This window comes from Streptomyces sp. NBC_00190 (assembly GCF_036203305.1).
GTDB lineage: Bacteria > Actinomycetota > Actinomycetes > Streptomycetales > Streptomycetaceae > Streptomyces.
The window spans coordinates 5,082,211-5,106,429 of the sequence record NZ_CP108131.1 but is presented as its reverse complement, the minus strand read 5'-3'; the positions used below and the strand labels follow the sequence as shown (position 1 = coordinate 5,106,429).

At 72.5% G+C, this 24,219-nt stretch carries 20 protein-coding genes; 9 read left to right on the top strand and 11 right to left on the bottom strand.

Annotated features, from left to right (window positions below; all coding sequences use genetic code 11):
• Positions 1-134: 134 nt before the first annotated feature.
• Positions 135-2,573, bottom strand: coding sequence for an ABC transporter family substrate-binding protein (locus OG429_RS24785; RefSeq protein WP_328930405.1), 2,439 nt, complete (start codon positions 2,571-2,573; stop codon positions 135-137).
• Positions 2,574-2,883: 310 nt separating this feature from the next.
• Between OG429_RS24785 and OG429_RS24780 the strand changes: the two genes are divergently transcribed.
• The 6 genes from OG429_RS24780 to OG429_RS24755 all read left to right on the top strand — a co-directional run bounded on the left by OG429_RS24780 (position 2,884) and on the right by OG429_RS24755 (position 9,704).
• The gene (locus OG429_RS24780; protein WP_328927462.1) at positions 2,884-3,105 is read left to right on the top strand and encodes a hypothetical protein; all 222 of its coding nucleotides are present in this window, start codon (positions 2,884-2,886) and stop codon (positions 3,103-3,105) included.
• Positions 3,106-3,229: 124 nt separating this feature from the next.
• Positions 3,230-4,054 carry a hypothetical protein gene (locus tag OG429_RS24775; protein ID WP_328927461.1) on the top strand — a complete coding sequence of 275 codons (825 nt, stop codon included), beginning with the start codon at positions 3,230-3,232 and terminating at the stop codon, positions 4,052-4,054.
• A 1-nt stretch (position 4,055) separates the two neighbouring features.
• Positions 4,056-5,975 carry a fumarate reductase/succinate dehydrogenase flavoprotein subunit gene (locus OG429_RS24770; protein WP_328927460.1) on the top strand — a complete coding sequence of 640 codons (1,920 nt, stop codon included), beginning with the start codon at positions 4,056-4,058 and terminating at the stop codon, positions 5,973-5,975.
• Positions 5,976-5,977: 2 nt separating this feature from the next.
• Positions 5,978-6,784, top strand: coding sequence for a succinate dehydrogenase/fumarate reductase iron-sulfur subunit (locus OG429_RS24765; protein WP_328927459.1), 807 nt, complete (start codon positions 5,978-5,980; stop codon positions 6,782-6,784).
• A 103-nt stretch (positions 6,785-6,887) separates the two neighbouring features.
• Positions 6,888-8,942, top strand: coding sequence for a TPM domain-containing protein (locus tag OG429_RS24760; protein WP_443051314.1), 2,055 nt, complete (start codon positions 6,888-6,890; stop codon positions 8,940-8,942).
• Between the two features lie 48 nt (positions 8,943-8,990).
• The gene (locus OG429_RS24755) at positions 8,991-9,704 is read left to right on the top strand and encodes a PspA/IM30 family protein (RefSeq protein WP_328927458.1); all 714 of its coding nucleotides are present in this window, start codon (positions 8,991-8,993) and stop codon (positions 9,702-9,704) included.
• On the opposite strand, the gene OG429_RS24750 is transcribed toward OG429_RS24755, so the two are convergent.
• The 8 genes from OG429_RS24750 to OG429_RS24715 all read right to left on the bottom strand — a co-directional run bounded on the left by OG429_RS24750 (position 9,701) and on the right by OG429_RS24715 (position 19,022).
• Entirely contained in the window at positions 9,701-10,927 is a 1,227-nt protein-coding gene (locus OG429_RS24750; RefSeq protein WP_328927457.1) for a hypothetical protein, read from the bottom strand. The genes OG429_RS24755 and OG429_RS24750 overlap by 4 nt on opposite strands.
• Positions 10,928-10,968: 41 nt before the next feature.
• Positions 10,969-13,581, bottom strand: a complete 2,613-nt coding sequence (locus OG429_RS24745; RefSeq protein ID WP_328930403.1) for a SpoIIE family protein phosphatase — start codon at positions 13,579-13,581, stop codon at positions 10,969-10,971.
• Positions 13,582-13,739: 158 nt separating this feature from the next.
• Complete coding sequence (locus OG429_RS24740; protein WP_328927456.1) at positions 13,740-14,168, bottom strand: ATP-binding protein; 429 nt, start codon at positions 14,166-14,168, stop codon at positions 13,740-13,742.
• A gap of 139 nt (positions 14,169-14,307) precedes the next feature.
• Positions 14,308-14,733 carry a (deoxy)nucleoside triphosphate pyrophosphohydrolase gene (locus tag OG429_RS24735; RefSeq protein WP_328927455.1) on the bottom strand — a complete coding sequence of 142 codons (426 nt, stop codon included), beginning with the start codon at positions 14,731-14,733 and terminating at the stop codon, positions 14,308-14,310.
• 27 nt (positions 14,734-14,760) lie between these two features.
• A complete protein-coding gene (locus OG429_RS24730) occupies positions 14,761-14,946 on the bottom strand; it encodes an SPOR domain-containing protein (protein ID WP_328927454.1) in 186 nt (61 codons plus the stop codon).
• Between the two features lie 314 nt (positions 14,947-15,260).
• Positions 15,261-16,013 carry a GntR family transcriptional regulator gene (locus OG429_RS24725; protein ID WP_328927453.1) on the bottom strand — a complete coding sequence of 251 codons (753 nt, stop codon included), beginning with the start codon at positions 16,011-16,013 and terminating at the stop codon, positions 15,261-15,263.
• A 137-nt stretch (positions 16,014-16,150) separates the two neighbouring features.
• Positions 16,151-17,323, bottom strand: coding sequence for a DUF4190 domain-containing protein (locus OG429_RS24720; RefSeq protein WP_328927452.1), 1,173 nt, complete (start codon positions 17,321-17,323; stop codon positions 16,151-16,153).
• A 127-nt stretch (positions 17,324-17,450) separates the two neighbouring features.
• Complete coding sequence (locus tag OG429_RS24715) at positions 17,451-19,022, bottom strand: S8 family peptidase (protein ID WP_328927451.1); 1,572 nt, start codon at positions 19,020-19,022, stop codon at positions 17,451-17,453.
• 229 nt (positions 19,023-19,251) lie between these two features.
• Between OG429_RS24715 and OG429_RS24710 the strand changes: the two genes are divergently transcribed.
• The 3 genes from OG429_RS24710 (at position 19,252) to OG429_RS24700 (ending at position 22,263) form a co-directional block, all read left to right on the top strand.
• The gene (locus tag OG429_RS24710) at positions 19,252-20,349 is read left to right on the top strand and encodes a pyridoxal-phosphate dependent enzyme (protein ID WP_328927450.1); all 1,098 of its coding nucleotides are present in this window, start codon (positions 19,252-19,254) and stop codon (positions 20,347-20,349) included.
• A 124-nt stretch (positions 20,350-20,473) separates the two neighbouring features.
• A complete protein-coding gene (locus tag OG429_RS24705; protein ID WP_328927449.1) occupies positions 20,474-21,292 on the top strand; it encodes an isocitrate lyase/PEP mutase family protein in 819 nt (272 codons plus the stop codon).
• A gap of 35 nt (positions 21,293-21,327) precedes the next feature.
• Positions 21,328-22,263: an EamA family transporter gene (locus OG429_RS24700; RefSeq protein ID WP_328927448.1), complete on the top strand. Its 936-nt coding sequence runs from the start codon at positions 21,328-21,330 to the stop codon at positions 22,261-22,263.
• 21 nt (positions 22,264-22,284) lie between these two features.
• On the opposite strand, the gene OG429_RS24695 is transcribed toward OG429_RS24700, so the two are convergent.
• A complete protein-coding gene (locus OG429_RS24695) occupies positions 22,285-23,076 on the bottom strand; it encodes a trypsin-like serine peptidase (RefSeq protein WP_328927447.1) in 792 nt (263 codons plus the stop codon).
• On the bottom strand, positions 23,073-24,170 hold the full coding sequence (locus OG429_RS24690; protein ID WP_328927446.1) for an alpha/beta hydrolase: 1,098 nt from the start codon (positions 24,168-24,170) through the stop codon (positions 23,073-23,075). The genes OG429_RS24695 and OG429_RS24690 overlap by 4 nt, the downstream gene beginning before the upstream one ends.
• Positions 24,171-24,219: the final 49 nt, after the last annotated feature.

Genomic DNA, 24,219 nt, shown 5'->3' with positions numbered 1-24,219 from the left:
CTTGCCCGCCGGGGGATCCGGCGGGCAAGCGACTTGAGTCACATCTGAGCTTGGGATCCCGGGGTCAACCTGACAGGCACCCCTTTGTCACCACATCTTCTCCTGCTCTCCTCCTCGCGCCGCTCCTCCTCGCGTCACTTCTTCTTGTCCTTGGCGGTCGGGGGCTTCTTCCAGCCGATGTCCTGGAAGCGGGGAGCCCCGAGCCCGAAGGCCCCCGCGTTGACCAGGGCCGGCTTGACGGCCACCAGCTCCGGGCGCTGGTAGAGCGGGACGGAGCCCGCGGCCGCCCAGATCCGGGCGTCCGCCTTGCGCATCAGCTCGCGGGACTGCTCCTCGTCCAGCTCGCCGGCCGCCTGGTCGAAGAGCTGGTCGATGTGGTCGGTGCCGACCCGTGTGTAGTTCTGTTCGACGAGGAGCGAGCCGTCCGCGGCCGGCTCCGGCTTGGCGAAGATCGGCCGGGCGTCGGTGGCCGGGTAGGCGGTCGCCGGCCAGGAGTAGAGGGCCAGGTCGTACTGGCCCGAGGCAATGTGGTCCTTGAAGAAGCTCTCGTCGGCGACCTTGGTGATCTCGGTGTTCACGCCGATCTTCTTGAGCATCGCGGCGATCCGCTCGCCGACCGTCCGCAGGGACTCCGATCCGGGGCCCGTCGGCAGGACGAAGCGCAGGCTGAGCGCCTTGCCGTCCTTCGCCAGCATGGAGCCGGAGGTCCGTACGGCCTGCTTGGCCGGGGGCGCGGAGCCCTTCGCGGGCTCGGCGGGCTCCCCCGCCGCGCCGTCGCGGGCCGGGCTGTGCTTGCCGTCCTCGACGGCTCCCGCGGCGGCGGCCTGGGCCCGCAGGGCCGCCTCCTGCCCTTCCGCGAACGGCGCGGGGGCCAGCACCGGGGAGAACCGGTCGTCCTCCGCGGCGTCCCGGGCGGACCGGTCGGCGTCGGCGATCTCGCCGTCGGGGCCGTAGGCCGCGCCCTCGGGAAGGGCGCCGTCGCCGCTGTGCCCCTCGGGGCGGCTGCCATGTGCGCCGCCGTGGTCGCCGTTGCGCTCGTCGTCCTGGCCCACGATGTAGAGGCCGTCGTTGCCGGTGCCGGGGCCCGACGGGGTCTTCCCGTCGTCCTGCGGCGCGCTCTCCGGGCCGGCCTTCGCGCCCGGCGGCTCGGTGAGCTTGCCGCCCCGGCGCCAGCCCGCGTCCGCGAGGAGGGCCTGGGCAGCCTTGGCGTCCTGGCCGCCGAGGGCCTCGCTGTTGTCGGCGTACGCCCGCTGCCCGGCCAGTGCCACGTGGCTGCCGACCGGCTTCGCGGGCAGGCCCAGCGGCTTCAGTACGATCTCGGCCAGCTCCTTGCGGTCCAGCACCCGGGCCACCGCCCGGCGGACCCGCTCGTCGGCCAGCGGGCCGCCGGAGCCGTTCATCGCGAGCTGCGTGTAGGCCGGCTCCAGGGACTTGCGGACGGTGAAGGTCCGCAGGGCCTCCTGCTCGTCGGCGTACCGGCTGACCGCCTCGGCGTGCTTCTGGCGGGTCTCCCTCTCCGCCTGGGCCTTGTCCTCGTCCGTGCCGAAGGCGATCGCCCACGACAGGGTGGCCTGCGCGGCCGTCATCGAGGCGCCGGGGCCGTGGGCCGGGGCTCCGCCCGCGCCCGCGTCGGCCGCTCCCGCGCCGCTCGCGCCCTGCTTCTTCTTCGCATCCCGGAGGGCGAGTGCGATCCGGTCGGCGCCGGTACGGTCGATCTCCGCCATGTCGAGCTTGCCAGCGGCCAGCGCGGCCGGGCGCTCCGCCCGGGGCACCGCCGTCAGGACCAGGGTGTCCAGCTTGGCCGGCCGGCCCCACCAGCGCGGATTGCGGTTCAGGGCGACGGTGCCGGTCTTCTTGTCGATCGCCCCGAGGCCGAAGGGGCCGGCGGTGACCTTGAGGGTGCCGCGGGCCCCCTCGTTGAAGGCGTCCGGGGCGCCGGTGACCTGCTTGGGGTAGAGGGGGCTGAAGAGGGAGCGCCAGTCCGCGTACGGCTTGGCGAAGGTGACCTTGACCTCCAGGTCGGTCTTGCCCCGCTCGATCTTCTCGATCCGCTCGTAGCCGGCGTTGCGCGCGGTCCAGTACGCCGAATCCTTGCCGTTCAGGGCCCGCCACTGCGCGACGAAGTCGGGGGCGCCGATCTCGCGGCCGTCGCTCCACACCGCCTGCTGGTTCAGCTTGTACAGGACGACCTGCTTGGGCTCCCGCTCGACGACCTCGGCCTTCTCCAGGTAGTCGGGATTGGCCACCGGCCGCCCCTTGGCGTCCATCACGAACAGCTGCGGCAGCACGGCCGCGGCGATCCGGTTGGTGGTGGCGTCCGCGTCGGCCTGGAAGGTGTTCAGCGTCTGCGGGAGGGCGTCCACCGCCCACCGCAGGACACCCCCGTCGGCGACCTTGTCGCGGGCGGTCGCGGCGATGTCCTGTCCGGCGGCGACCGGACCGCCCTCGTCGTCACCCGCGCCGCAGCCCGTGAGGAGCGGCAGTGCGAGGACTCCCGAGGTCAGAAGCGCCAAGGACCTGCGCCTTCTCTGGGACATGGGTGGTACCTCCGGGGCGGGGCGTGGGGGAAGCATGATCACGTTCGGCGGTATATGGAGCTGATCACACCGGTTGCCGGAACCCACTGAAATCGACCGCCCGCCGCACCCCCCGCAGCCGCCTCGCGCCACGCCGCGAACCCCACCCGTGCGGACCAATCCGGCTTGCGCGGCAAACAGGCATTCCCTCGGAAGAGGGATGACAATGGGGTCCAGGGAGGGGCGCACAGTTCACGCCTGCGCGCCCGCAATCGCTGCACGTCCCTTCACAACCGGGGACGTGAGGCGCGACACTCGCAGGCGCACATGAGCGTTGCCACCGCACCTGCGGAAGTGAGGGCAAATCATGTCCCTGCAAGACGATCTGAGTGCCGTACGGCGCAACCTGGACGACCTGACGCGCAAGGTCGAGCAGCTGGAACAGCAGGCGAAGCGGCAGAAGCCGACGTCGTCGGGCGCGCCGGATCCGTCCCGGATGGTGACCATCCCGGACACGCCGTACGACACCGCGCTGTGGACGGACACCGACGACGAGGGCCTGGGCGCGCGCGACCGCCACGCCCCCTGACGCCGGGCGCCCCGCCCCAGCCGTACACCGCTCCAGCCGTACGACCCGCTCCCCCATCTGGCCCGGCCGCCCGAGGCGGCCGGGCCTCCTGGGCCACCCCTCATCACTCCTCCCGGAGTCCCCTTTGGCCACAGGCACACAACCACCCCAGCAGCGGCCCGGCGGCGTCCACGACGCCTCCCGGGCCGCGATCACTGCCCGGCACCTGCGTACCGACCGGTGGTGGCTGGCCCCCGCCGTCACCGCGGCCGGGCTGCTCGCCTTCATCGTCTACTCGACCTGGCGGGCCTTCGCGAACGCCGACTACTACGCGGCCCCGTACGTCTCCCCCTTCTACTCCCCGTGTCTCGCGGAGAACTGCCAGGAGATGCGCGGCGGCCCCAACTGGGACCTCTTCGGCAGCTGGTGGGGCCTGTCCCCCGCGCTGCTGATCCTGGTCTTCCCGCTCGGCTTCCGGCTGACCTGCTACTACTACCGCAAGGCCTACTACCGGGGCTTCTGGGCCTCGCCGCCCGCCTGCGCCGTCGCCGAACCGCACGCGAGGTACACCGGCGAGACCCGCTTCCCGCTGATCCTCCAGAACGCGCACCGGTACTTCTTCTACGCGGCGGTCCCGGTCGCGGGCATCCTCACCTACGACACCGTGCTGACCTTCCGCGACGAGCACTACGCGTGGGGCCACATGGGCCTCGGAACGCTGCTGTTCCTGGTCAACATCACGCTGATCTGGGCGTACACGCTGTCCTGCCACTCCTGCCGCCACATCATGGGCGGCCGGCTCAAGCACTTCTCGAAGCACCCGGTGCGCTACCGGCTGTGGGGCTGGATCAGCCGGCTCAACTCCCGCCACATGCAACTGGCGTGGGCCTCCCTGGTCAGCGTGGCCCTGTGCGACTTCTACGTGTACCTGCTGGCCACCGGCGCGTTCACCGACCCGAGGATCTTCTGAGATGGCTCAAGTGGAACGGCAGCAGTGGGACGTGGTGGTGGTCGGCGCGGGCGGCGCCGGGCTGCGGGCCGCGATCGAGGCCCGCGAGCGCGGCGCCCGTACGGCCGTGATCTGCAAGTCCCTCTTCGGCAAGGCCCACACGGTGATGGCGGAGGGCGGGATCGCCGCCTCCATGGGCAACGTCAACGAGGGCGACAGCTGGCAGGTGCACTTCCGCGACACCATGCGCGGCGGCAAGTTCCTGAACCAGTGGCGGATGGCGGAACTCCACGCGAAGGAGGCCCCCGACCGGGTCTGGGAGCTGGAGACCTGGGGTGCGCTCTTCGACCGCACCCCCGACGGGAAGATCTCCCAGCGCAACTTCGGCGGCCACGAGTACCCGCGTCTCGCGCACGTCGGCGACCGCACCGGCCTGGAGCTGATCCGCACCCTCCAGCAGAAGATCGTCGCCCTCCAGCAGGAGGACTTCGAGGAGTACGGGGACTACGAGGCCCGGCTCAAGGTCTTCCAGGAGTGCACGGTCACCCGGGTCTTGAAGACTGAGTCCCATAGCGGCTCCGTCGCGGAGCAGAGGGTCTCGGGGACCTTCTGCTACGAGCGCGAGTCCGGCCGCTTCTTCGTCCTGGAGGCTCCGGCGGTGGTGCTGGCCACGGGCGGGATCGGCAAGTCCTTCAAGACCACCTCCAACTCCTGGGAGTACACGGGAGACGGCCACGCACTGGCCCTGCTCGCGGGTGCGCCGCTGCTGAACATGGAGTTCGTCCAGTTCCACCCCACGGGCATGGTCTGGCCGCCTTCGGTGAAGGGCATCCTCGTCACCGAGTCGGTCCGCGGCGACGGCGGCGTGCTGCGCAACTCCGAGGGCAAACGGTTCATGTTCGACTACGTCCCCGACGTCTTCAAGGAGAAGTACGCCGAGTCGGAGGAGGAGGGCGACCGCTGGTACGAGGACCCGGACCACAACCGGCGTCCGCCCGAGCTGCTGCCGCGCGACGAGGTGGCCCGGGCCATCAACTCCGAGGTGAAGGCGGGCCGCGGCTCCCCGCACGGCGGGGTCTTCCTGGACGTGTCCACCCGGATGCCGGCCGAGAAGATCAAGCGGCGGCTCCCGTCGATGTACCACCAGTTCAAGGAGCTGGCGGACGTGGACATCACGGCGGAGCCGATGGAGGTCGGCCCGACCTGCCACTACGTGATGGGCGGGATCGCGGTCGACTCCGAGACCGCGGCCACCGTCGGGGTGCCGGGGCTGTTCGCGGCGGGCGAGGTCGCGGGCGGGATGCACGGCTCGAACCGGCTCGGCGGGAACTCCCTCTCCGACCTGCTGGTCTTCGGCCGGCGGGCCGGGCTGCACGCTGCGGAGCACGCCGCCTCCCCCGCCGCGCGCCCGGCCGTCTCCCAGGCGCAGATCGACGCGGCCGCCGCGGAGGCGCTGGCCCCGTTCCACGCCGCCGAGGGCGCGGAGAACCCGTACACCCTCCACCAGGAACTCCAGACGACCATGAACGACCTGGTCGGCATCATCCGCCGGGCGGGCGAGATGGGCGAGGCCCTGGAGAAGCTGGCCGGCCTGCGCGAACGGGCCTCCCGGGCCGGTGTCGAGGGCCACCGCCAGTTCAACCCGGGCTGGCACCTGGCGCTCGACCTGCGGAACATGCTGCTGGTCAGCGAGTGCGTGGCCCGCGCGGCCCTGGAGCGCACCGAGAGCCGGGGCGGGCACACCCGCGAGGACTGCCCGGCGATGGAGCGGAGCTGGCGCCCGGTGAACCTGCTGTGCCGCCCGGTGGACCCGGTGCCCAAGGATCCGGCGGCCGACCGGATCGAGCTCACCAGGGTCTCCACCGACCCCATCCGTCCCGACCTGCTCGCGCTCTTCGAGAAGGAAGAGCTGGTCAAGTACCTCGCCGAAGAGGAGCTCTAGGAATGAGTACGTACGACGCGAGCTTCCGGATCTGGCGGGGCGACGCCGAGGGCGGATCGCTCAGGGACTTCACCGTCGAGGTGCACGACGGCGAGGTGGTGCTCGACATCGTCCACCGGCTCCAGGCCACCCAGGCCTCGGACCTCGCGGTGCGCTGGAACTGCAAGGCCGGCAAGTGCGGCTCCTGCAGCGCGGAGGTCAACGGGCGGCCGCGGCTGATGTGCATGACGCGGATGTCGACCTTCGAGCGGTCGGAGACGATCACGGTCACCCCGCTGCGGGCCTTCCCGGTCATCCGCGACCTGGTCACGGACGTGTCCTTCAACTACGCCAAGGCGCGGGAGGTCCCGGCCTTCGTGCCGCCGGAGGGGATGGCGCCGGGCGCGTACCGGATGCAGCAGATGGATGTGGAGCGCTCGCAGGAGTTCCGCAAGTGCATCGAGTGCTTCCTGTGTCAGGACACCTGCCACGTCGTGCGCGACCACGAGGAGAACAAGCCCGCCTTCGCCGGTCCGCGTTTCCTGATGCGGGTGGCGGAGCTGGACATGCACCCCCTGGACGCGGCGGCGGAGGCGGGCCTGGACCGCAAGCGCACCGCGCAGGAGGAGCACGGGCTCGGCTACTGCAACATCACCAAGTGCTGTACGGAGGTCTGCCCCGAGGGCATCAAGATCACCGACAACGCGCTGATCCCGCTGAAGGAGCGGGCGGTGGACCGCAAGTACGACCCGCTGGTGTGGCTGGGGAACAAGATCCGGCGGCGTTCCGATACCGGGTCACAGCCTGCGACTCCGGGTGCGGAGGGGTGAATCCGCCCATAATCTCCCCTATGTGATTCCGCCGAGAAGCGAGACGAGAAGCAGGCCTCCCAGCAGGCCGTTCGCACGGGCCGGGCTCGCCCTCGCCGCCGCGCTGCTGGCGCTCGGCGGCTGGGGCGTGGCCTGGGCGCCGCCCGTGCGGGCGGAGGATCCCGTCACCCTTTCGCAGCAAGGCCAGATCACCGACCGGGTCGACGCACTGGGTGACCGCGAGGCCGCGGTCACCGCGGCGCTCGACGAGCTGTACGCCGACCGGAAGATCCAGCTCTTCGTGACGTACGTGCGCGACTTCTCCGGGCGCTCGGCCCAGAGCTGGGCCGACGCCACCGCGGAGAAGAACGGCCTGGGCCAGAACGACGTCCTGCTGGCGGTGGCGACCGGTGCCCGCCAGTACGCGTACTCCGCCGCCGTCGACTCCGGTTTCACCGAGCAGCAGCTGTCCACCGTCGCGCGGACCGCGATCGAACCGGCTCTGAGGCAGAACGACTGGGCGGGCGCCGCCATCGGCGCGGCCAACGGCTACGACGCCGTGCTCGGCGGGCAGCCCGTACCCGTGCCCACCATCACCCCCGGCCCGGCCGACCCCGGCGGTGAGCCGAGCGGTGAGAGCGGGGCCGGGGACTTCGTCCTCCCGGTGGTCGCGGTCGGCGCGGCCGGAGCGCTCGGGGCGTACGCGTACCGCCGCCGCAAGCGCAAGGACGCTGGCTTCGGCGCCGGCGGCCGCGGTACGACGACCGGCCCGGGCTGGCCCGAAGGAGCGCCGGACCGGATCCCGCTGCCGGAACTGGACGCGAGGGCCAAGGCGCTGCTGGTGGAGACCGACGACTCCGTCCGCACCAGCACGGAGGAACTCGGTTTCGCCTCCGCGCAGTTCGGGGAGGAGGCGGTCGTCCCGTTCACCGCGGCCGTGGAGTACGCCAAGGGCGAGCTGACGTACGCCTTCCGGCTGCGCCAGCAGCTCGACGACGCCTACCCGGAGGACGACGCGACCCGGCGCCGGATGCTGGACGAGATCGTCGCCCGGTGCACCGAGGCCGACCGGCGGCTCGACGCCGAGGCGGCCGACTTCGACCGGCTGCGGGACCTGGAGAAGAACGCCCCGCAGGCGCTGGCCACCGTGGAGGAGCACTACCTGGGCCTGACCGGGCGCGCCACCACCGCCGAGGCGACGCTGACCGCGCTGTCCCGGCGGTACGCGGACTCCGCCTCCGCGCCCGTCGCCTCCAATGCCGAACAGGCCAAGGACCGGCTGCTGTTCGCGGCGACCAACCTGGGCCTGGCCCACGCGGCCCTCGACGCCGGCGAGAACGGCTCGGCCGCCGTGCGCGTACGGGCCGCCGAGGGCGCCGTGGACCAGGCCGCGACCCTGGTCGACGCGGTGGAGCGGCGGGCGCAGGAGCTGGCGGAGGCGGCCGGGAAGCTGCCGGGCGCACTGAACGAGACGGAGACCGACCTCGCCGACGCGCACGGGCTGCTCACCGGTACCGCGGAGGGCACCTCGACGGCGGACCTGCGCGGCCGCATCGGCCGGGCCGAGTCCGTACTGGCCGACGTGCGGCAGGAGATGGCGGCCGGCCGGTACGACCCGATCGACGCCCTGCGCCGTGTCGAGGAGGCCGACGCGGCGCTGGACGAGTCCCTGTCCGGGGCGCGGGAGCGGGAGTCGGGCCGGCAGCGGGCGGCCGCCCTGCTGGACCAGGCCATGCTCTCGGCGCGCAGTGCCATCGGGGCGGCCACGGACTACGTCACCACCAGCCGGGGCGCGGTCGGCAGCCAGGCCCGCACCCGGCTGGCGGAGGCGGGGCGGCACCTGGAGCGGGCGGTGTCCCTGGCGGCCGCGGACCCGGCGGGCGCGCTGGCGGACGCGCAGCAGGCGGATGCGCTGGCGCGGCAGGCACAGCAGCTGGCGGAGCAGGACGTACGGGCGTACCAGGACCCGTACGGCGGCCGGCGCGCGGGCGGCGGCCAGGGCGGCGCGGTACTCGGCGGGATCATCCTCGGCGAGATCCTGCGGGGCGGTGGGGGCGGCTTCGGCGGAGGCGGGGGCGGAGGCGGGGGCGGGGGCTTCGGGGGCGGTTTCGGGGGCGGCCCCGGATCGTTCGGCGGCGGCGGCACCCGCGGCCGGATGGGCGGCGGCGGCCGCTTCTGAACGCGACGGCACACCATCCCTCACCAGGAGCACCGGGAGAGACCCCTCATGAGCAAGCAGACCATCCTCGGCCGCGTCACCCAGCTCGCCAAGGCCAACATCAACGCGCTGCTGGACCAGGCCGAGGACCCGCAGAAGATGCTGGACCAGCTGATCCGCGACTACACGAACAACATCTCGGAGGCGGAGCAGGCGGTCGCGATGACGATCGGCAACCTCCGCATGATGGAGGCGGACCACAAGGAGGACGTGGAGGCGGCAGCCGAGTGGGGCGGCAAGGCACTCGCGGCGAGCCGGAAGGCGGACGAGTTGCGGGCGGCGGGCTCGGCGGCGGAGGCCGACAAGTTCGACAACCTGGCGAAGGTGGCGCTGGGCCGGCAGATGCAGTCGGAGAAGGAGGCGAAGACGGCGGAGCCGGCGATCGCCGCACAGACGCAGGTCGTCGACAAGCTCAGGTCCGGCCTGGACTCGATGAAGAACAAGCTGACGGAACTTCAGGCGAAGCGCGACGAACTGGTGGCCCGTGCGAAGACCGCGCAGGCGCAGAACATGATGCTGGACGCGGTGAAGAACATCGACGTGATGGACCCGACGAGCGACCTGAACCGCTTCGAGGAGAAGGTCCGCCGCGAGGAGGCCATGGCGATGGGCAAGCAGGAACTGGCCGCCTCCTCGCTGGACGCGCAGTTCGAGTCGCTGGAGGACCTCGGCAAGGCCTCGGAGATCGAGGCCCGCCTCGCCGCCCTGAAGGCCACCGCTTAGAGCTGTGACCGGGCCTCCTCGAACCGCGCCCCGGCGGCGGCCCGGACCTCGGCTTCCTCCATCGGGTCGTCGCGCAGCGCGGCGAGCCGCTCGCGTACCTCGGGGAGGTCGGGGGAGCGGGCGATGCCCAGCAGCCGTGCCTGCTCCTCGCAGTCCCAGAGGGACTCGGTGTGCGCGTAGTCCAGGCCGTCCTGCTCGATGGCCGCGAGTGCCTCCAGGTAGGCGGGCCGCTCCCAGGAGTGCGGGGTGTGCAGCCAGAACCGGCGCAGCTCCGGCACGGCCTCGGCCGCATCGGGCCCGAACCGGGCGAGCCGCTTCGCGGTGCGGTCGGGGCCGCACCAGGCGCGCTCCCGCCACTGGTCCCGCAGTTCGGCGGCGAGCCCCGGGATCAGCTCCGGCCCGAGGTGGTCGGCCAGTACGTCCGCCCCCAGCCGGGCCAGCCACTCCCGCTCGTCAGCCGCCCACCGGCGCGCGGCCGGCACGGCGAGGGCGCCGAGACCCTCGACCGCCCGCCGGAGGGCGGGCAGCGAGCGCCTGCCGTCGGAGGTGCCGAGCGAGGGCACGAGCGGGATCAGCGCTTCGTCCGGTGTCCGGCGGGCCAGCTCGCGGAGCACGCCGGTCTTCGGGCCGTCGCCGCTGCGGGCGTCGGCCAGTACGGCGAGGAGCTCCTCGCCGCTGCGGTCGCCCAGCGCCTCGGCGGGCAGGGCCGGGAAGACCCGCGTCCTGATCCCGAACCGGATCCACGGCTCGCAGGGCCACGGCAGCGCCTCCTCGTCCGCCTCCTCGCCGATCCGGGACCGCGCGGCCCCTTCCAGGTCCTCCCACCAGGCGACGGGCCAGCGGTCCGCGACCGACTCCAGTACGCGGATCCAGTGCGCGCCCTCGCGGACGTGGGCGCGCAGTCCCTCCCGGGCTTCGTCGGATCCGCCGAGCGCGAGCAGCTCCAGCACGTCGATCGCCCGCATGCACGCGTCCTCGTCGCCCGCCAGCTGCGCCACCACGGGCCCGGGTGACAGTTCCAGGTCCCGGAGCAGCCGCGCGTGGAAGAGGCCCCGGTCGTCGACCCCGTCCCAGCGCCAGTCCCGCCGGATCACGTCGTACACCAGCGGGGCGGCCGCCGCCGGGTCCTGCCTTGCGCGTACGGCGCCCAGGCCGCGGCCGCGCTGGAGCAGCCCCAGCAGCGAGTCGTGGTGGGCGTAGCGGGTTTCGTCCTCGTCGCTCATCGCCCCGTACCCTGCCCGTCGCGGTACGGGGCCGCCACCCGTTATCCGTACATGCCCAGCAGCTGCTCCGCCGACAGCTCCGCGACCGCCGCCGCGGCCGCGCCCGGGAGCGGGAGCTCGAACCAGACCGTCTTGCCCCGGTGGGTGCGGCGCGTGCCCCAGCCGGCCGACAGCAGGCCCACCAGCTGGAGGCCGCGGCCGCCCTCGTCGGTGTCGCGGGCCCGCCGGCGCCGCGGCTGCACGAGGTTCGCGTCCCACACCTCGCAGACCAGCGTCCGGTCGAGCAGCAGCCGCAGCCGGATCTCGCCCTCCCCGTACCGCAGGGCATTGGTGACGAGCTCGCTGACCAGCAGCTCCGTGGTGTCCAGCAGGCCCTCCAGGCCCCACGCGGGCAGCTTCGCCCGCGCCAGCTCCCGCGCGCGGCCCACCGACCGGGCCTCGCGGGGCAGTTGCCAGTCCCCCACCGCGTCGACCGGCAGGCCCTGGACCCGTGCCATCAGCAGGGCGATGTCGTCCTCCCCGTGCCGGGTGTCCAGGGTGTTCAGGACGTGGTCGCAGACGTCCTCCAGCGGGCGGACGGGATCCGCGAGGGCCTCGCGCAGCCCGCGCAGGCCCTCCTCCAGCGGGTGGTCGCGGGATTCGACGAGACCGTCGGTGTACAGCGCGAGCAGGGCCCCCTCCGGCAGATCCACCTCGACCTCCTCGAACGGTTCCCCGCCCACGCCCAGTGGCATCCCGGGAGGCACCTCCAGCAGCAGCGCGGGCCGCGACGCGCCGCCCTCGTCGGGCGGCTCGACCAGCACGGGCGGCATGTGGCCCGCGTTGGCGATCGTGCAGCGCCGTGTCACCGGGTCGTAGACGGCGTACACGCAGGTGGCGAGGTACACCTCGGAGCGGTCCGCGTCGCGCGAGTGCAGGGCGGCGCGCGAGGCCTGCTGGGATCCGCCGGGGGCCCCGAGGCCCCGGGCGATCTCGTCCAGCGCGGTCAGCACCTCCGCCGGTTCGAGGTCGAGCAGCGCCAGCGTCCTTACGGCGGTCCGCAGTTCGCCCATCGCGACGGCGGCCCGCAGCCCGCGGCCCATCACGTCGCCGACGACCAGGGCCGTGCGGTGGCCGGGCAGTTCGATGACGTCGAACCAGTCCCCGCCGACCTCGGTGGCCGCGTTGCCCGGCAGGTACCGGCAGGCGATGTCCAGGCCGGCCGCCTCCGGGTCGCCGGGCGGCAGCAGGCTGCGCTGCAGTATCAGCGCCCGCTCGTGTTCGCGCCGGTAGAGCCGCGCGTTGTCGATGCACACGGCGGCCCGCGCGGCCAGCTCCACCGCGACCGCCCGGTCCCGTTCGCCGAAGGGCTCGCTGCCCTTCGTACGGGAGAACTGCGCGAGGCCGACCACCGTGTCGTGGGCGACCATCGGCACGACCAGCGTGGACTGGACGAGGCCCTCCGGTCCGCCGCCCTCGATCAGCCGCGGCCGCGCCGTGCGCAGCGCGAGCGCGCCCGGCGAGGCCGCCGGATAGCGGTGGATCTCGCCTACGGAGACGGGTGCGCCCGTGCCCGACAGCGGGGCGTCCGAGACGGCCGAGGCGAAGGCGACGCGCCGCAGCGGCGCGGACGGGGCCCGCCCGGCGCCGAGCCCGGGCGGCAGTGAGGGAACTCCGGGGCCCTGCGGTCGCGCGGGCCGGTCGTCGTCTCCGAGCAGCAGCCCCTGGTAGAGGTCCACGGCGGCCAGGTCGCAGAAGCCGGGGACGGTGACGTCGAGGAGTTCGCGGGCGGTGGTCTCCAGGTCGAGGGAGTTGCCGATGCGGTGCCCGGCCTCGTTGAGCAGGGCGAGGTTGCGCCGTACCCCGGCGGCCTCGCGGGCGGCGAGGTGGCGGCGGGTGACGTCGGTGCCGATGCCCGCGACGCCGATGGGGCGGCCGGTGCCGCCGTGTACGCGGTAGAGGTTGATGGACCAGTGGCGGTCCTCCCGGCTGCCTGGAGCGGCGCCGGTGATCCGCAGATCGGTCACCGAGTCCCCGGTCTCCAGCACCCGGCGCAGGGCCTCGGCCATCCGGTCGGCCTCGTGCAGCGGGAGGTAGTCGTGCACGGTCCGGCCCCGGTGCTCTTCGGCGGCGCCGCCGAAGACGGTGGCGAAGCGGCGGTTGGCGCGCTGCACGGTGAGGTCCGTACCGAACAGCAGGAAGCCGAAGGGAGATTGGCCGAATATGGCCTGTGAGGCCGCCAGATCGGATTCGATCCGCCGCAGCGCGCGTACGTCGACGACGACACACAGCGCGGCCCGCTCGGCGGCTTCGGTCTGGGTGGGCATCACGTAGATCTCGGCCACGCCGTGTTCGCCGTCCCCGCCCGGGATCCGGAAGGGGACGAGGCCAGTCCACTCTTTGCCGTCAAGGATCTCGGCGACGCGGCGGTGTCCGCCGGCCCGCAGCTCGGGCGGCATGAAGGCGTCGACCGGATCGCGGCCCACCGCTTGGACGGCGGTCAGCCCGAAGAGTTCCTCGGCGCGCAGGCTCCACTGATCGATGAGCCCGTCGGGCCCGATCGAGAAAGAGGCAACCTTTATGTAGTCATATATCGAGCCAGGCGGACTGCTGTGCCACAAGGAGTCGTGCCATGTCTCCCCGGGCACCCTGGTCTGATGTGCCTGCGCAGGTATCTCGCTCACGCGACCGTCCCCTCCAGCTCACCGCAACCGGACCGGCCATGACCGCAGTATTCAGCACCACGGCCCCGGACGGCACGGCGTTCACGATCACAAAACGGTCCCGTTAGTTTCGAGCCACATCCGGTGATCGTCGGTCACCCTTCACCTTGTTACTCACCAGGAAGAGCCAACTCGAACCACACAGTCTTGCCCGACTTCCCGTGCCGGGTCCCCCAGCGCTTCGAGGAGACGGCGACGAGATGCAGTCCCCGGCCGCCCTCGTCCTCGGGTCTGGCGACCCGCTCGCGGGGCGGATCCGGAAGCGGATCGGAAACCTCCACGAGCAGCGCGGGGCTGCTCCCCGAGCCGTCGGCGGCCGGATTCCGCCGTTCCAGACGGACGCCGATGGGGCCGGACGCGTACCGCAGGGAGTTGGTGACGAGCTCGCTGACCAGCAGGACGGTCACATCGCCGACGGAGTCCAGACCCCAGTCCCGGAGGGTTCCACGCACGGCGTTACGGGCGGTGCGGACGGCACCGGGCTCGGCGGGGAAGGCCCACTCGGCACGTTCACCGTCTGTGTCGATCACGCCGATCACTTCCCGGGCCAGCAGTGACCCCAGTCCGGTTCGTCGGGGACGAAAGGAGGACGAGACAGGGATTAATAGCGACATACCCGATATTTGGGGCGCCGTACCACCCGATCCCTCACGCACGGCGCACTGTGGCGCAGACGGCCTACAACGCGAGCGTCACGCGCCCCCCTGCGCCCTCGTCGCGCAGTCGGCGCCCGGCCTCGGCGACGGCGGGCCGGTCCTGGTCGAGCCAGTCCACCGACTCCAGTTCCTCCGGCCCCAGCCAGCGCAGCTCGTCGTGGTCCTCCAGCGGCGCGGGCTCGCCGGAGACCAGGCGGGCGGTCCATACGTGCAGGACGAGACCGGGTTTCAGCGGCCATTCCCCCGGGATCCGCTCCAGCGGCTCGGCCTCGACGCCGAGCTCCTCGCGCAGTTCGCGCACCAGCGCGTCGGGTACGGACTCGCCGGGTTCGGCCTTGCCGCCCGGCAGCTCCCAGCGTCCGGCAAGCTCCGGGGGCGCGCTGCGACGGGCGGCCAGCAGGCGCCCCTCATGACAAAGGGCTCCGCCCACGACCACTCGTACAGTCATGGACGGAGCCTATGTCAGTGCTGACGCTCAATTCATCGTGGCGGTCTGACCGATCCGCTCGACCCAGTAGAGCTGCTTGTGTCCCCGGTCGTCGAGGCTGTCGACGACCTTCTGGGCCTCGGCCCGGGTGGGGTAGCGGCCCACCCGGTAGCGGTTGCCGTTGTCGTCCTGACGTATGACGTGCCACGGGAGCAGTGCACCGCTGTCGTTCATCGCGTTTCACCCTCCGCCGGCGTACCTGCCCAGGAAACCGCATTGCGCATATGCCCGAGCTTACGCCCGGACTTTACGGAGCGGATACGGTTTTTCACGAAGAGGTACCTGGCAGGCGTACGCATCCGGCCATGCGTACGAGCGAGCCGTGCGCTCCGGCTCACGAACGGCGTGGGAGGGCACCGGAAGGATCACCGCGGCGATCCGGGCCGCGCCGGAATCGGCCTTCAACACCCCGGCAGGCGGCGGCGCGAGCCCGGCACATTGCCCGAACCGCCGCTCGGCCACGGCGCCTTGACTCCCGATCGAGCAGGTCACCGCACCGGCATGTGGTACGCCAGGCGGTAGCGGTCCGCCGGGACCACCACGTCGGCCGTTTCCACCGCGCGGCCGGAGGCGAAGTAGGTGCGCCCGATCACCAGCACCACGTGCCCCGGGACCCCGCCCAGGAGGAAGATCTCCTCCGCCAGCCCGGGCCGGGCGCCGACCTCCTCCACCACGTTGTCCACGACGACGTCGATCGCGGCCATCCGGTCGACCACCCCGGACCCGCCCAGCGGGCCTTCCTCCGGCAGCATCACGGGGGTCCGGCCGGTCACGGCCAGGGGCTCCCACGAGGTCGACAGCATCATCGCCTCCCCCGCGTCACGGAAGACGTACCGCGTCCGCATCACCCGCTCGCCCGGCTGGATGCCGAGCCTCTCGGCGATCTCCGCCGGGGCCGCCGTCTGCTCACTGTTCGACTCCCAGGTGCCGCGCGCGCCGGAGTCCGCCTGCTCCTGGCGGAACGGCGTCGAGGAGCCTCCCGTGCGGTAGCCGGAGCGCGCGACCCGCCGCGGCACCGGCTGCTCCCGTACGTACGTCCCCGACCCGGACCGGCCCTCGACCAGCCCCTCCGCCATGAGTACCTTGCGCGCCTCCAGCGCCACGGTGTCGGAGACCCCGTACTCCTCGCGGATGCGGGCCTGCGAAGGGAGCCGGGCGTGCGGGGGAAGGGAACCGTCGACGATCTTCTGTCGAAGGTCCCCGGCCACGCGCAGATAGGCCGGCTGCTCACCGAAAGTCACTGGCCACTCCCATCAGGTTGACAGACAGCAACACCCTGGCAACCGACGGTTGTACCTCGCAAGCAAGGGCCAGAGTTTCACCCGATGTGATGAAACCAGGTCACCCAAACCCGTTACCGCGCGTTACCTCGACGACGTCACGCGGCTTGGGCCGAGGGACCCCGGCCGGCTCCGCCCCCCGGGCTCCCCGAGGACTCCTCCAGCCACTCCGGAACCTCCGTCGACAGCCCGTACGCCCCGCGCAGCGCCTTTTCCGTTTCCAGGGACATCGCGCCCACGGCCCGGCCCCACAGCTTGTCGAAGTCCGCCGCCGTCCTCGCCTGGGAGGTCCGATGCCATGCCGCGCGGGCCGTCTCGATCTCCGCCAGCTGTGCCTGGACGGCCTTGCCCAGCCCCGGCCGCCCCTTGTCGGCCTCCAGTGCCTTCGCCTCCTCGCCCAGTGCCGCGTACACCTCGCGGGCCCACGCCTGGTGCTCCGGGAGGGCGTCCTCGGTCTCGTCCTCGGGCGGTCGGCCGACGAGGAACTCGACCGCGTTCGCCGCACGCAGGAAGGCCGACTGCTCGGGCTTCAGCATGGCCCCGTCCCGGCGCAGGCTGCCCCGCTGCTCCTCCTCGGTCGTGCCGATCACGCACAGCAGCCGCCGGTCCCCCTGGCGCCAGGACTGGCGCGAGGGGGCGAAGTAGAACATGTCCGCGTAGGCGGGCAGCGCCCACGTGTCCATCGCGTACTCGTCCTGCGCCTTCCAGCACGCGTCCTCGGACGCGCGGTCCGCCTCGGCCGACTCGGGGAGGGTCCCCAGGTCCGCCGCCTTGGACGCGGTGACCTCTCCGTGGTGCGCCTGCGCGCAGTCGACCTTGTACGTCAGGGGCCGCTCGGCCATCAGGTCCCCGTGCGGGACGTTGAAGCAGTCACCCACCCGCAGGTCGTCGAGGTCGGTCAGGTCGCCCTCGACGTCACCGAGCTCGCCCATCGCGTCGATCCGGTCGCGGACCGCCGCGCCGACCCGGTCGACCGTGACCGCCAGGACACCGGTCATCACCACGGACACCACCAGGCCCACGATCGCCAGCGCCTTGCCCCGCTGCCGCTTCTTCGCGATCTGTACGAGGGCCACGACGCCGAAGACGATGCCCAGCGGCGGCAGGCACAGCAGCCCGACCAGGAGCGAGGCGAGCGCGAAGCCGTTGAGCTCCGGCTGCGACGGCGACGGCGACTGCCCGTAGCCGGGGGGCGGCGCCCACACGGACTGGGAGGCGGGCGGGGGCCAGGAGTGGCCAGGTCCGGGAGGCGGGCTCGGCGGGGTGCTCACGGCGTGAGTGACTCCATCACAGGGGATGCGCAAACGAATTCGCGCATAGTACGCAGCGGGGGCGACCGCCCGGTCGGTCGCCCCCGCCTGTTCATCGCGGCTCGGCGGATGTGCCCGGTTCAGGCGCTCAGAACTGGAGCGCCCACGAGTCGATCTTGCCGGTGTCGATGTTCGCGTTGTCGTTCACGCGCAGCTTCCAGACGCCGTTGGCCACCTCGGAGGAGGCGTTGACCGTGTAGGTCCGGTTGATGTTGTCCGTGCTGCCGCCGGCCCGGTTGTGCAGGGTGTAGGCGGTGCCGTCGGGGGCGATCAGGTCGACCTTGAGGTCACCGATGTAGGTGTGCTTGATGTCGACCGAAACGCTCAGGGCTGCCGGGGCGTTGCCGGAGACTCCGCTGACGGTGACCGGGGATTCCACGGTCGAGTTGTCGCTGATCGCGTAGTCCGCGGTGTTCTCGAAGCGCGGGCCGGGCGGGACGGTGCCGCCGGCGCCGACGTTGAGCAGGCGGTTCGGCGAACCGGTGCCGGGGCCGGTCACGACGTTCGGCGTGGCCGCGGCGACCAGGCCGTCACGGACCTGGGCCGGGGTGCTCGACGGGTTCTGCGACAGGTACAGGGCCGCCGCGCCCACGACGTGCGGCGTGGCCATCGACGTACCGGAGATGGTGTTGGTGGCGGTGTCGCCCGTGCCCCACGAGGAGGTGATGGAGGAGCCCGGCGCGAAGATGTCCAGGATCGAGCCGTAGTTGGAGTAGCTGGCCTTCGCGTCGGTGTTGGTCGTGGCGCCGACCGTGATGGCTTCGGCGACGCGCGCCGGGGACTTGGTCGAGGCGTCGGTGGACTCGTTGCCCGCCGCGACGCCGTAGGTGATGCCGGAGGCTATGGAGTTGCGTACGGCGGTGTCGAGCGCGGAGTCCGCGCCGCCGCCGAGCGACATGTTGGCCACGGCGGGCTTGACGGCGTTGCGCGTCACCCAGTCGATGCCCGCGACGACCTGGGCGGTCGTACCGGAGCCGTTGTTGTCGAGCACGCGGACGCCGACGATCTTGGCCTTCTTCGCCACGCCGTACGAACCGCCCGCGACGGTGCCGGCGACGTGCGTGCCGTGGCCGTGGCCGTCCTGGGCCGTGTTGTCGTTGTCGATGGCGTCGTAGCCGTCGGAGGCGCGGCCGCCGAAGTCCTGGTGCGTCTTACGGACGCCGGTGTCGATGATGTAGGCCGTGACGCCCTCGCCGGCCTTGTCCGGGTAGGTGTAGCTCTGGTCGAGCGGGAGCGCCCGCTGGTCGATGCGGTCCAGGCCCCAGGACGGCGGGTTGGGCTGGGTGGCGTCGACGGTGAAGACGCGGTTCTGGACGACCGACTTGACCGCGGGGTCTGCGGCCAGCTTTCTGGCCTGCGCCTCGGAGACCTCGACGGAGTAGCCGTTGAGGGCCGCGCTGTAGGTCCGGTCGATCTTCGCGCCGTACCGCTTGGCGACGGCCTTGCCGCTGTCCGCGGTGGAGCGGGCGGCGGAGTCGTTCAGGGTCACGATGTAGCTGCCGGAGACGGCCCCGGCGGCCCCGGCGTTCTCGATCACGCCCAGCGGGGCGCTGTCGGCCGCGGAAGCGGGTAACGCGGCGGCCGCGCCGAGCGCGAGGGCCACGACGGCGGTCGCGCTGGTGCCGGCGATCTTCCGGCGGGTGTGACGCATCACGGACATGTGAGGGGTCCTCCTCATTGGTGGTGCGCTGCGGGGGGTGAGGCGGTGCCGTACGCGCCGCACGGTCGCATGGGCATGGCGAGATTGCCATGCCCATGACAAGCCATTCGGCTCAACGGGCTGCCGCTTCCGAAAGGTTGACGTACCGTCGTCAACGACCACAAGAGGACGGCCAAGCCGTAACATCCGTGCCATACGCAGGCCATGATTGAGCAAAGGCTCCCCGCACATGACGCATGCACTCCCCGGTTACCTCTGTCCCGAGGACGGCACCCGCGCGGACGTCCGGACCGCCCCGTGGCGCTGCCCGGTCTGCGGCAGCCCCTGGGACCTCGATTTCACGCCGGATCCGGCCGGCGTGCTGGAACCGTCCGCCGGGCCGAACTCGATGTGGCGGTACGCGGCGGCACTGCCGCTACCGGGGGCGTTCTCCGTATCACTGGCGGAGGGGCGCACTCCGATGGTGCCGCTGGGCGATCGGGTTCACGCCAAGCTCGACTTCCTGATGCCGACGCTGTCCTTCAAGGACCGGGGCGCGGTGATGCTCGCGGAGCTGGCCCGGAGGCTGGCCCCGCAGCGGGTGGTGGCGGACAGCAGCGGCAACGCGGGGGCCTCTCTGGCGGCGTACTGCGCCCGGGCCGGGCTGAGTTGTGAAGTTTTCGTGCCGGAGGGCACTTCGGAGAAGAAGACGGACCGGATGCGGGCGCACGGGGCGGCCGTGCGGGTGGTCCCGGGCGGCCGCGAGGCCGCCGCGGCGGCGGCCCGGGCGGCCGCGGACGAGGCGGGGGTCTTCTACGCGAGCCACGTCTTCAACCCGTACTTCCTGCACGGTACGAAGACGTACGTGTACGAGGTGTGGGAGGAGCTCGGCGGCCGGCTCCCGGAGGCCCTGGTCGTCCCGGTGGGCAACGGCACCCTGCTGCTGGGCGCCGCGCTGGCCGTGGAGGAACTGGCCCGGCGCGGGGTCACGCCGCCGGCCCTGATCGCCGTACAGGCGGAGGCCGTGGCCCCACTGGCGCGGGCCTTCGAGGCGGGCGCGGAGGAAGCGGACCCGGTGGAGCAGCGGCCCACCCTGGCCGAGGGCATCGCGATCCCGGCGCCGCCGCGGGCCCGTCAGATCCTGGCCGCGGTCCGCAAGTCCGGCGGCACGGTCCTGACGGTCCCGGAGGACCGCCTGCGCGCGGCCCAGCAGGACCTGGCCCGGCGCGGGCTCTTCGTGGAACCGACGGCGGCGGCCTGCTGGGCCGGGGTCGGCCCGCTGTCCCCGGACGACCCCCTCCAGGGCCGCACGGCGGTCCTCCCGCTGTGCGGCGCGGGCTCCAAGTAGGGCCCCGGCGCCGCGGCCCGTGCGGAGCCATCGGGTACGGGGGCCGTCCCGTACGGGACCGCCGCCGGACGTTGATGTCGGAAACTCGCGCGCCCCGCCCGGGCCGCTCTGCTGAACTGGGCGCATGACCAGCAACCCTGACCTCGCCGCCCGGGCCCGCGCGTTCGCGGCGCTGCACACCCCCGCCGCCCCTCTCGCCCTGGCCAACGCCTGGGACGTCGCCAGCGCCCGCATCGTCGAGGCGGCCGGTGCGCCGGCCGTCGCCACCACCAGCGCCGGAGTCGCCTGGTCCCTGGGCTCCCCCGACGGCGACGCCCTGGCCCGCGACCGCGCCCTCGACCTGGTCGCCCGCGTGGCCGCCGCCGTCTCCGTCCCCGTCACCGCCGACATCGAGAGCGGCTTCGGCGCCGACCCCGCCGCCGTCGCGGAGACCGTCGCCGGGGTGCTGGCCGCCGGCGCGGTCGGCGTCAACATCGAGGACGGCACCCGTGCCCCCGCCGAGCACGCGGAGCGCGTGGCCGCTGCCCGCTCCGCGGCCGAGGCCGCCGGGGTACCGCTGTACATCAACGCCCGCGTCGACACGTACCTCAGGGGCCTCGGCGACTCCGCCGCCCGCCTCGACGAGACCCTCGCCCGCGCCGCCGCCTACCTCCGGGCCGGAGCCACGGGCGTCTTCGTGCCCGGCGTCACCGACCCGGCCACCGTCGCCGAGCTCGCCAAGGGCATCGACGCCCCGCTCAACGTCCTCGCCGGCCCCGGCGCCCCGGCCGTCGCGGAGTTCGGCGCCCTCGGCGTCGCCCGCGTCAGCCTCGGATCCTGGGTCGCCGAAGCCGCGTACGCCGTGGCCCGCCGCGCCGCCGAGGAGCTGGTCTCCGGCGGCACGTACGGTTCACTCGCGGGCTCCCTCCCGTACGGCGAGCTGAACAGCCTGCTCACGAGCTGATCGAAGGCCGGTCGACGGCTGAGAGGATCCCGTCCATGCGCATATCGACCCCGGTGGAGCCCGAGCCGACGGCCACCCGGCACCGCAAGATCACCGGCGCCGTGTGGACGGCCCTCCTCCTCGTCTACGTCGTCTGGGGCTCGACCTACCTCGGCATCCGGATCGTCGTCGAGACCATGCCGCCCTTCCTCTCCGCCGGAGCCCGCTTCATCACCGCCGGCCTGCTCCTGACCGCCGCCGTCGCCTGGCGGTACGGACCGGCCGCGCTCAGGGCCACCCGCGCCCAGCTCGGCTCCGCGGTCCTGGTCGGCCTGCTGCTGATCCTCGGCGGCAACGGCCTGGTGGTCCTCGCCGAGACCTCCGTGCCGTCCGGGCTGGCCGCGCTGCTGGTGGCGGCGGTGCCGATGTGGGTGGTGGTGCTGCGGGCGAGCACCGGGGACCGGCCGCAGCTGCGCACCCTGGGCGGGGTCCTGGTCGGCATGGCCGGGCTCGCGGTGCTGACCAGCCCGGGGCTGAGCGGAGCGGTACGGCTGTCCGGGGTACTGATGGTGGTGGGCGCGTCGCTGCTGTGGTCGCTGGGCTCGTTCTCGGCGTCGAAGCTGAGCCTGCCGGGCAATCCCTTCACGGGCAGCGCGTACCAGATGCTGGCGGGCGGGCTGGCCGGGGTACTGGTCGGCCTGCTGCGCGGCGAGCACCGCGGCCTGGACCCGGCGGCCTTCTCCACCGCCTCCTGGCTGGCCCTCGGCTACCTGGTCGTCTGCGGCTCGCTCGTCGGCTTCACGGCGTACGTGTGGCTGCTCCAGGCCGCGCCGCTGTCGCTGGTGTCCACGTACGCGTACGTCAATCCGGTGGTGGCCGTCGCGCTCGGCGCGCTGATCCTCGACGAGGCCCTGACCTGGCCGATCCTGCTCGGCGGCGCGATCGTCGTGGCGGCGGTGGGCGTGATCGTCAGTACGGAGCGCAAGAAGTAGGGCGGCACCCGGAGCCGGCGCTCAGCCCCGCGCGGCCCGCTCGTACAGCGCCTTCGCGCGCTCGTCGAACAGCGCGGCCGTGGAGTCCACGTCCGTGTCCCCGCCGCTCAGCACCCCGATGAGCCGGCCGGGCCGGACCGGGCCGCCCCGGTCGGCGATCCAGGGGCTGCCGCTGGTCCCCGTCCAGAACCCGGCGCAGCTGATGTACAGCATGTCGGGGTCGTCCTCGTCGTGGCGGGTCTGCGTCGTGCAGGAGACGGGCTTGTTCTGCGGGTTGTGCTCGGACTCCGGATAGCCGACGACCGTCACCTCGCGCTGGTAGCCGGAGGTCCACTCGGGCGTCGGGGCCTCGTTGCGGCCGCCCACGGCCTCCTGGACGCTGCGCCCGTCGTCGTCCGGGGCGATGGTGAGGAAGGCGAAGTCGGCGGTTTCCTCGCCCCACTTCGTCCAGCGCTCGTCCACGTGGATCGAGCTGACCTTCCACACCCCCAGCGGGTGGCTGCCGGAGCCCTCGCCGGAGAAGGCCGGGGCGAAGGCGAGCTCGCCGATGGCATGGCCGTCGTGGGCGACCTCGCCCGGCCGGCCGTCCTCGCCGGCCGGGGCCACGCAATGCGCGGCGGTGGCGACGACATTGCCCTTCGGGCTGTCGACGACACTCGCCGTACACCAGTGCTCGCCGTTGGCCGTGAGTACGCCGACGGTGGGGAAGGGGTGCACCGGGCGGTCGCCGGGCGCCTTGAGGTACGCGACGGCGAACACCATCGCGATCCCCGCGGCGGCGGCCGCCGATGCCCCCTTCACCACCTGGCTCACCGCACGCCGGGGTCGGGTGTCGGTGCCAGCATCTGCTTGCTGATCCACGCCAGTGCGCCGTCCCTCATGCCGCGTACGTACGACTTTCCGTTGTGCTCACCATCCTGGATCACCTGCAGCGTGGTGTGCACGGGGCCCTTGCCGTAGTCCTTCATGAACTGCTCGGCCTTCTCCCGGCCGCTCTCGGCGGTGCCGATCTGGAAGTTGACGTAGACGTCCGGACCGCCGTTCTTGATCAGCTTCTCGGCGAGCTTCTCCGGGTTGTTCTCGTCCATGGCCTGCGTGTTTCCCTTCCACAGCGGGGAGTCGGGGACGATGTCGACGCCGCTCGCGATGGCCGCCTTGAAGCGGTCGGGGTACTTCAGGAGGTGCTTGAAGGCGCCGAATCCACCGGCGGACGAGCCCATGAAGGCCCACCCGTCGCGGGAGGTGAAGGTGCGGAAATTGGCCTTCGTGAAATCAGGGATGTCTTCGACCATCCAGGTGCCCATCTTGGGCTCTCCGGGGATGTCCGAGGCGTCGAAGTGATGCTTGGTGTCGGCATTGTGCACCGGCATGATCAGGATGAAGGGCAAGCTGGTGCCGGCCTTCGCCCCGTCGCTCACGGCCTTCTGGAGGCCGAGGCCGGGGCCCGTACCCCAGTAGTTCGTGGGGTAGCCGCGGCCACCGGGCAGGGAGATCAGGACCGGGAAGGCGCTCTTGGCGTACCTCGGGTCGTCGTACTCCTTCGGCACCCACACCCACACGTCACCCGTGAAGCCGGACTTCGCCCCGGTGAGCGTGGTCCGGGCGATCTGGGTGCCGTCCGGAAGCCGGCTGGTACGGATGAACGCGGCCTTGGGGCCGGTGGGCATGCGTACGCCCGGGCGGATGTCGGAGGCCTTCGCGGCCTTCTGCTTGACGTCGGAATCGACCTTCCCGAAGGACACCGGATCCCCTATGTCCGAGAAAAGGCCGTACTTGTACGCGGCCGCGCCGCCACCGGCCACGAGGGTGAGCGCGAGCCCACCGCCGATCAGAATCAGGCGCAGGCGCTTGGGGCGACGGCCGCCCTTGGTCGTGGGGCTGCCGTCGCCTTGCTGGTCATGCTGCACGGATTTGTCCCGTTCCTTCTCCGGCGCTCACTGGGAGCGCGGGTCGGAC

What these genes read in the sequence shown, in the direction of transcription:
- OG429_RS24700 (WP_328927448.1), top strand. Translation starts at nt 21,328, where the DNA reads ATGCGCATATCGACCCCGGTGGAGCCCGAGCCGACGGCCACCCGGCAC.
- OG429_RS24750 (WP_328927457.1), bottom strand. Translation starts at nt 10,927, where the DNA reads ATGAGCGACGAGGACGAAACCCGCTACGCCCACCACGACTCGCTGCTG.
- OG429_RS24715 (WP_328927451.1), bottom strand. Translation starts at nt 19,022, where the DNA reads ATGTCCGTGATGCGTCACACCCGCCGGAAGATCGCCGGCACCAGCGCG.
- OG429_RS24770 (WP_328927460.1), top strand. Translation starts at nt 4,056, where the DNA reads ATGGCTCAAGTGGAACGGCAGCAGTGGGACGTGGTGGTGGTCGGCGCG.
- OG429_RS24785 (WP_328930405.1), bottom strand. Translation starts at nt 2,573, where the DNA reads ATGCTTCCCCCACGCCCCGCCCCGGAGGTACCACCCATGTCCCAGAGA.
- OG429_RS24710 (WP_328927450.1), top strand. Translation starts at nt 19,252, where the DNA reads ATGACGCATGCACTCCCCGGTTACCTCTGTCCCGAGGACGGCACCCGC.
- OG429_RS24765 (WP_328927459.1), top strand. Translation starts at nt 5,978, where the DNA reads ATGAGTACGTACGACGCGAGCTTCCGGATCTGGCGGGGCGACGCCGAG.
- OG429_RS24730 (WP_328927454.1), bottom strand. Translation starts at nt 14,946, where the DNA reads ATGAACGACAGCGGTGCACTGCTCCCGTGGCACGTCATACGTCAGGAC.
- OG429_RS24780 (WP_328927462.1), top strand. Translation starts at nt 2,884, where the DNA reads ATGTCCCTGCAAGACGATCTGAGTGCCGTACGGCGCAACCTGGACGAC.
- OG429_RS24735 (WP_328927455.1), bottom strand. Translation starts at nt 14,733, where the DNA reads ATGACTGTACGAGTGGTCGTGGGCGGAGCCCTTTGTCATGAGGGGCGC.
- OG429_RS24755 (WP_328927458.1), top strand. Translation starts at nt 8,991, where the DNA reads ATGAGCAAGCAGACCATCCTCGGCCGCGTCACCCAGCTCGCCAAGGCC.
- OG429_RS24705 (WP_328927449.1), top strand. Translation starts at nt 20,474, where the DNA reads ATGACCAGCAACCCTGACCTCGCCGCCCGGGCCCGCGCGTTCGCGGCG.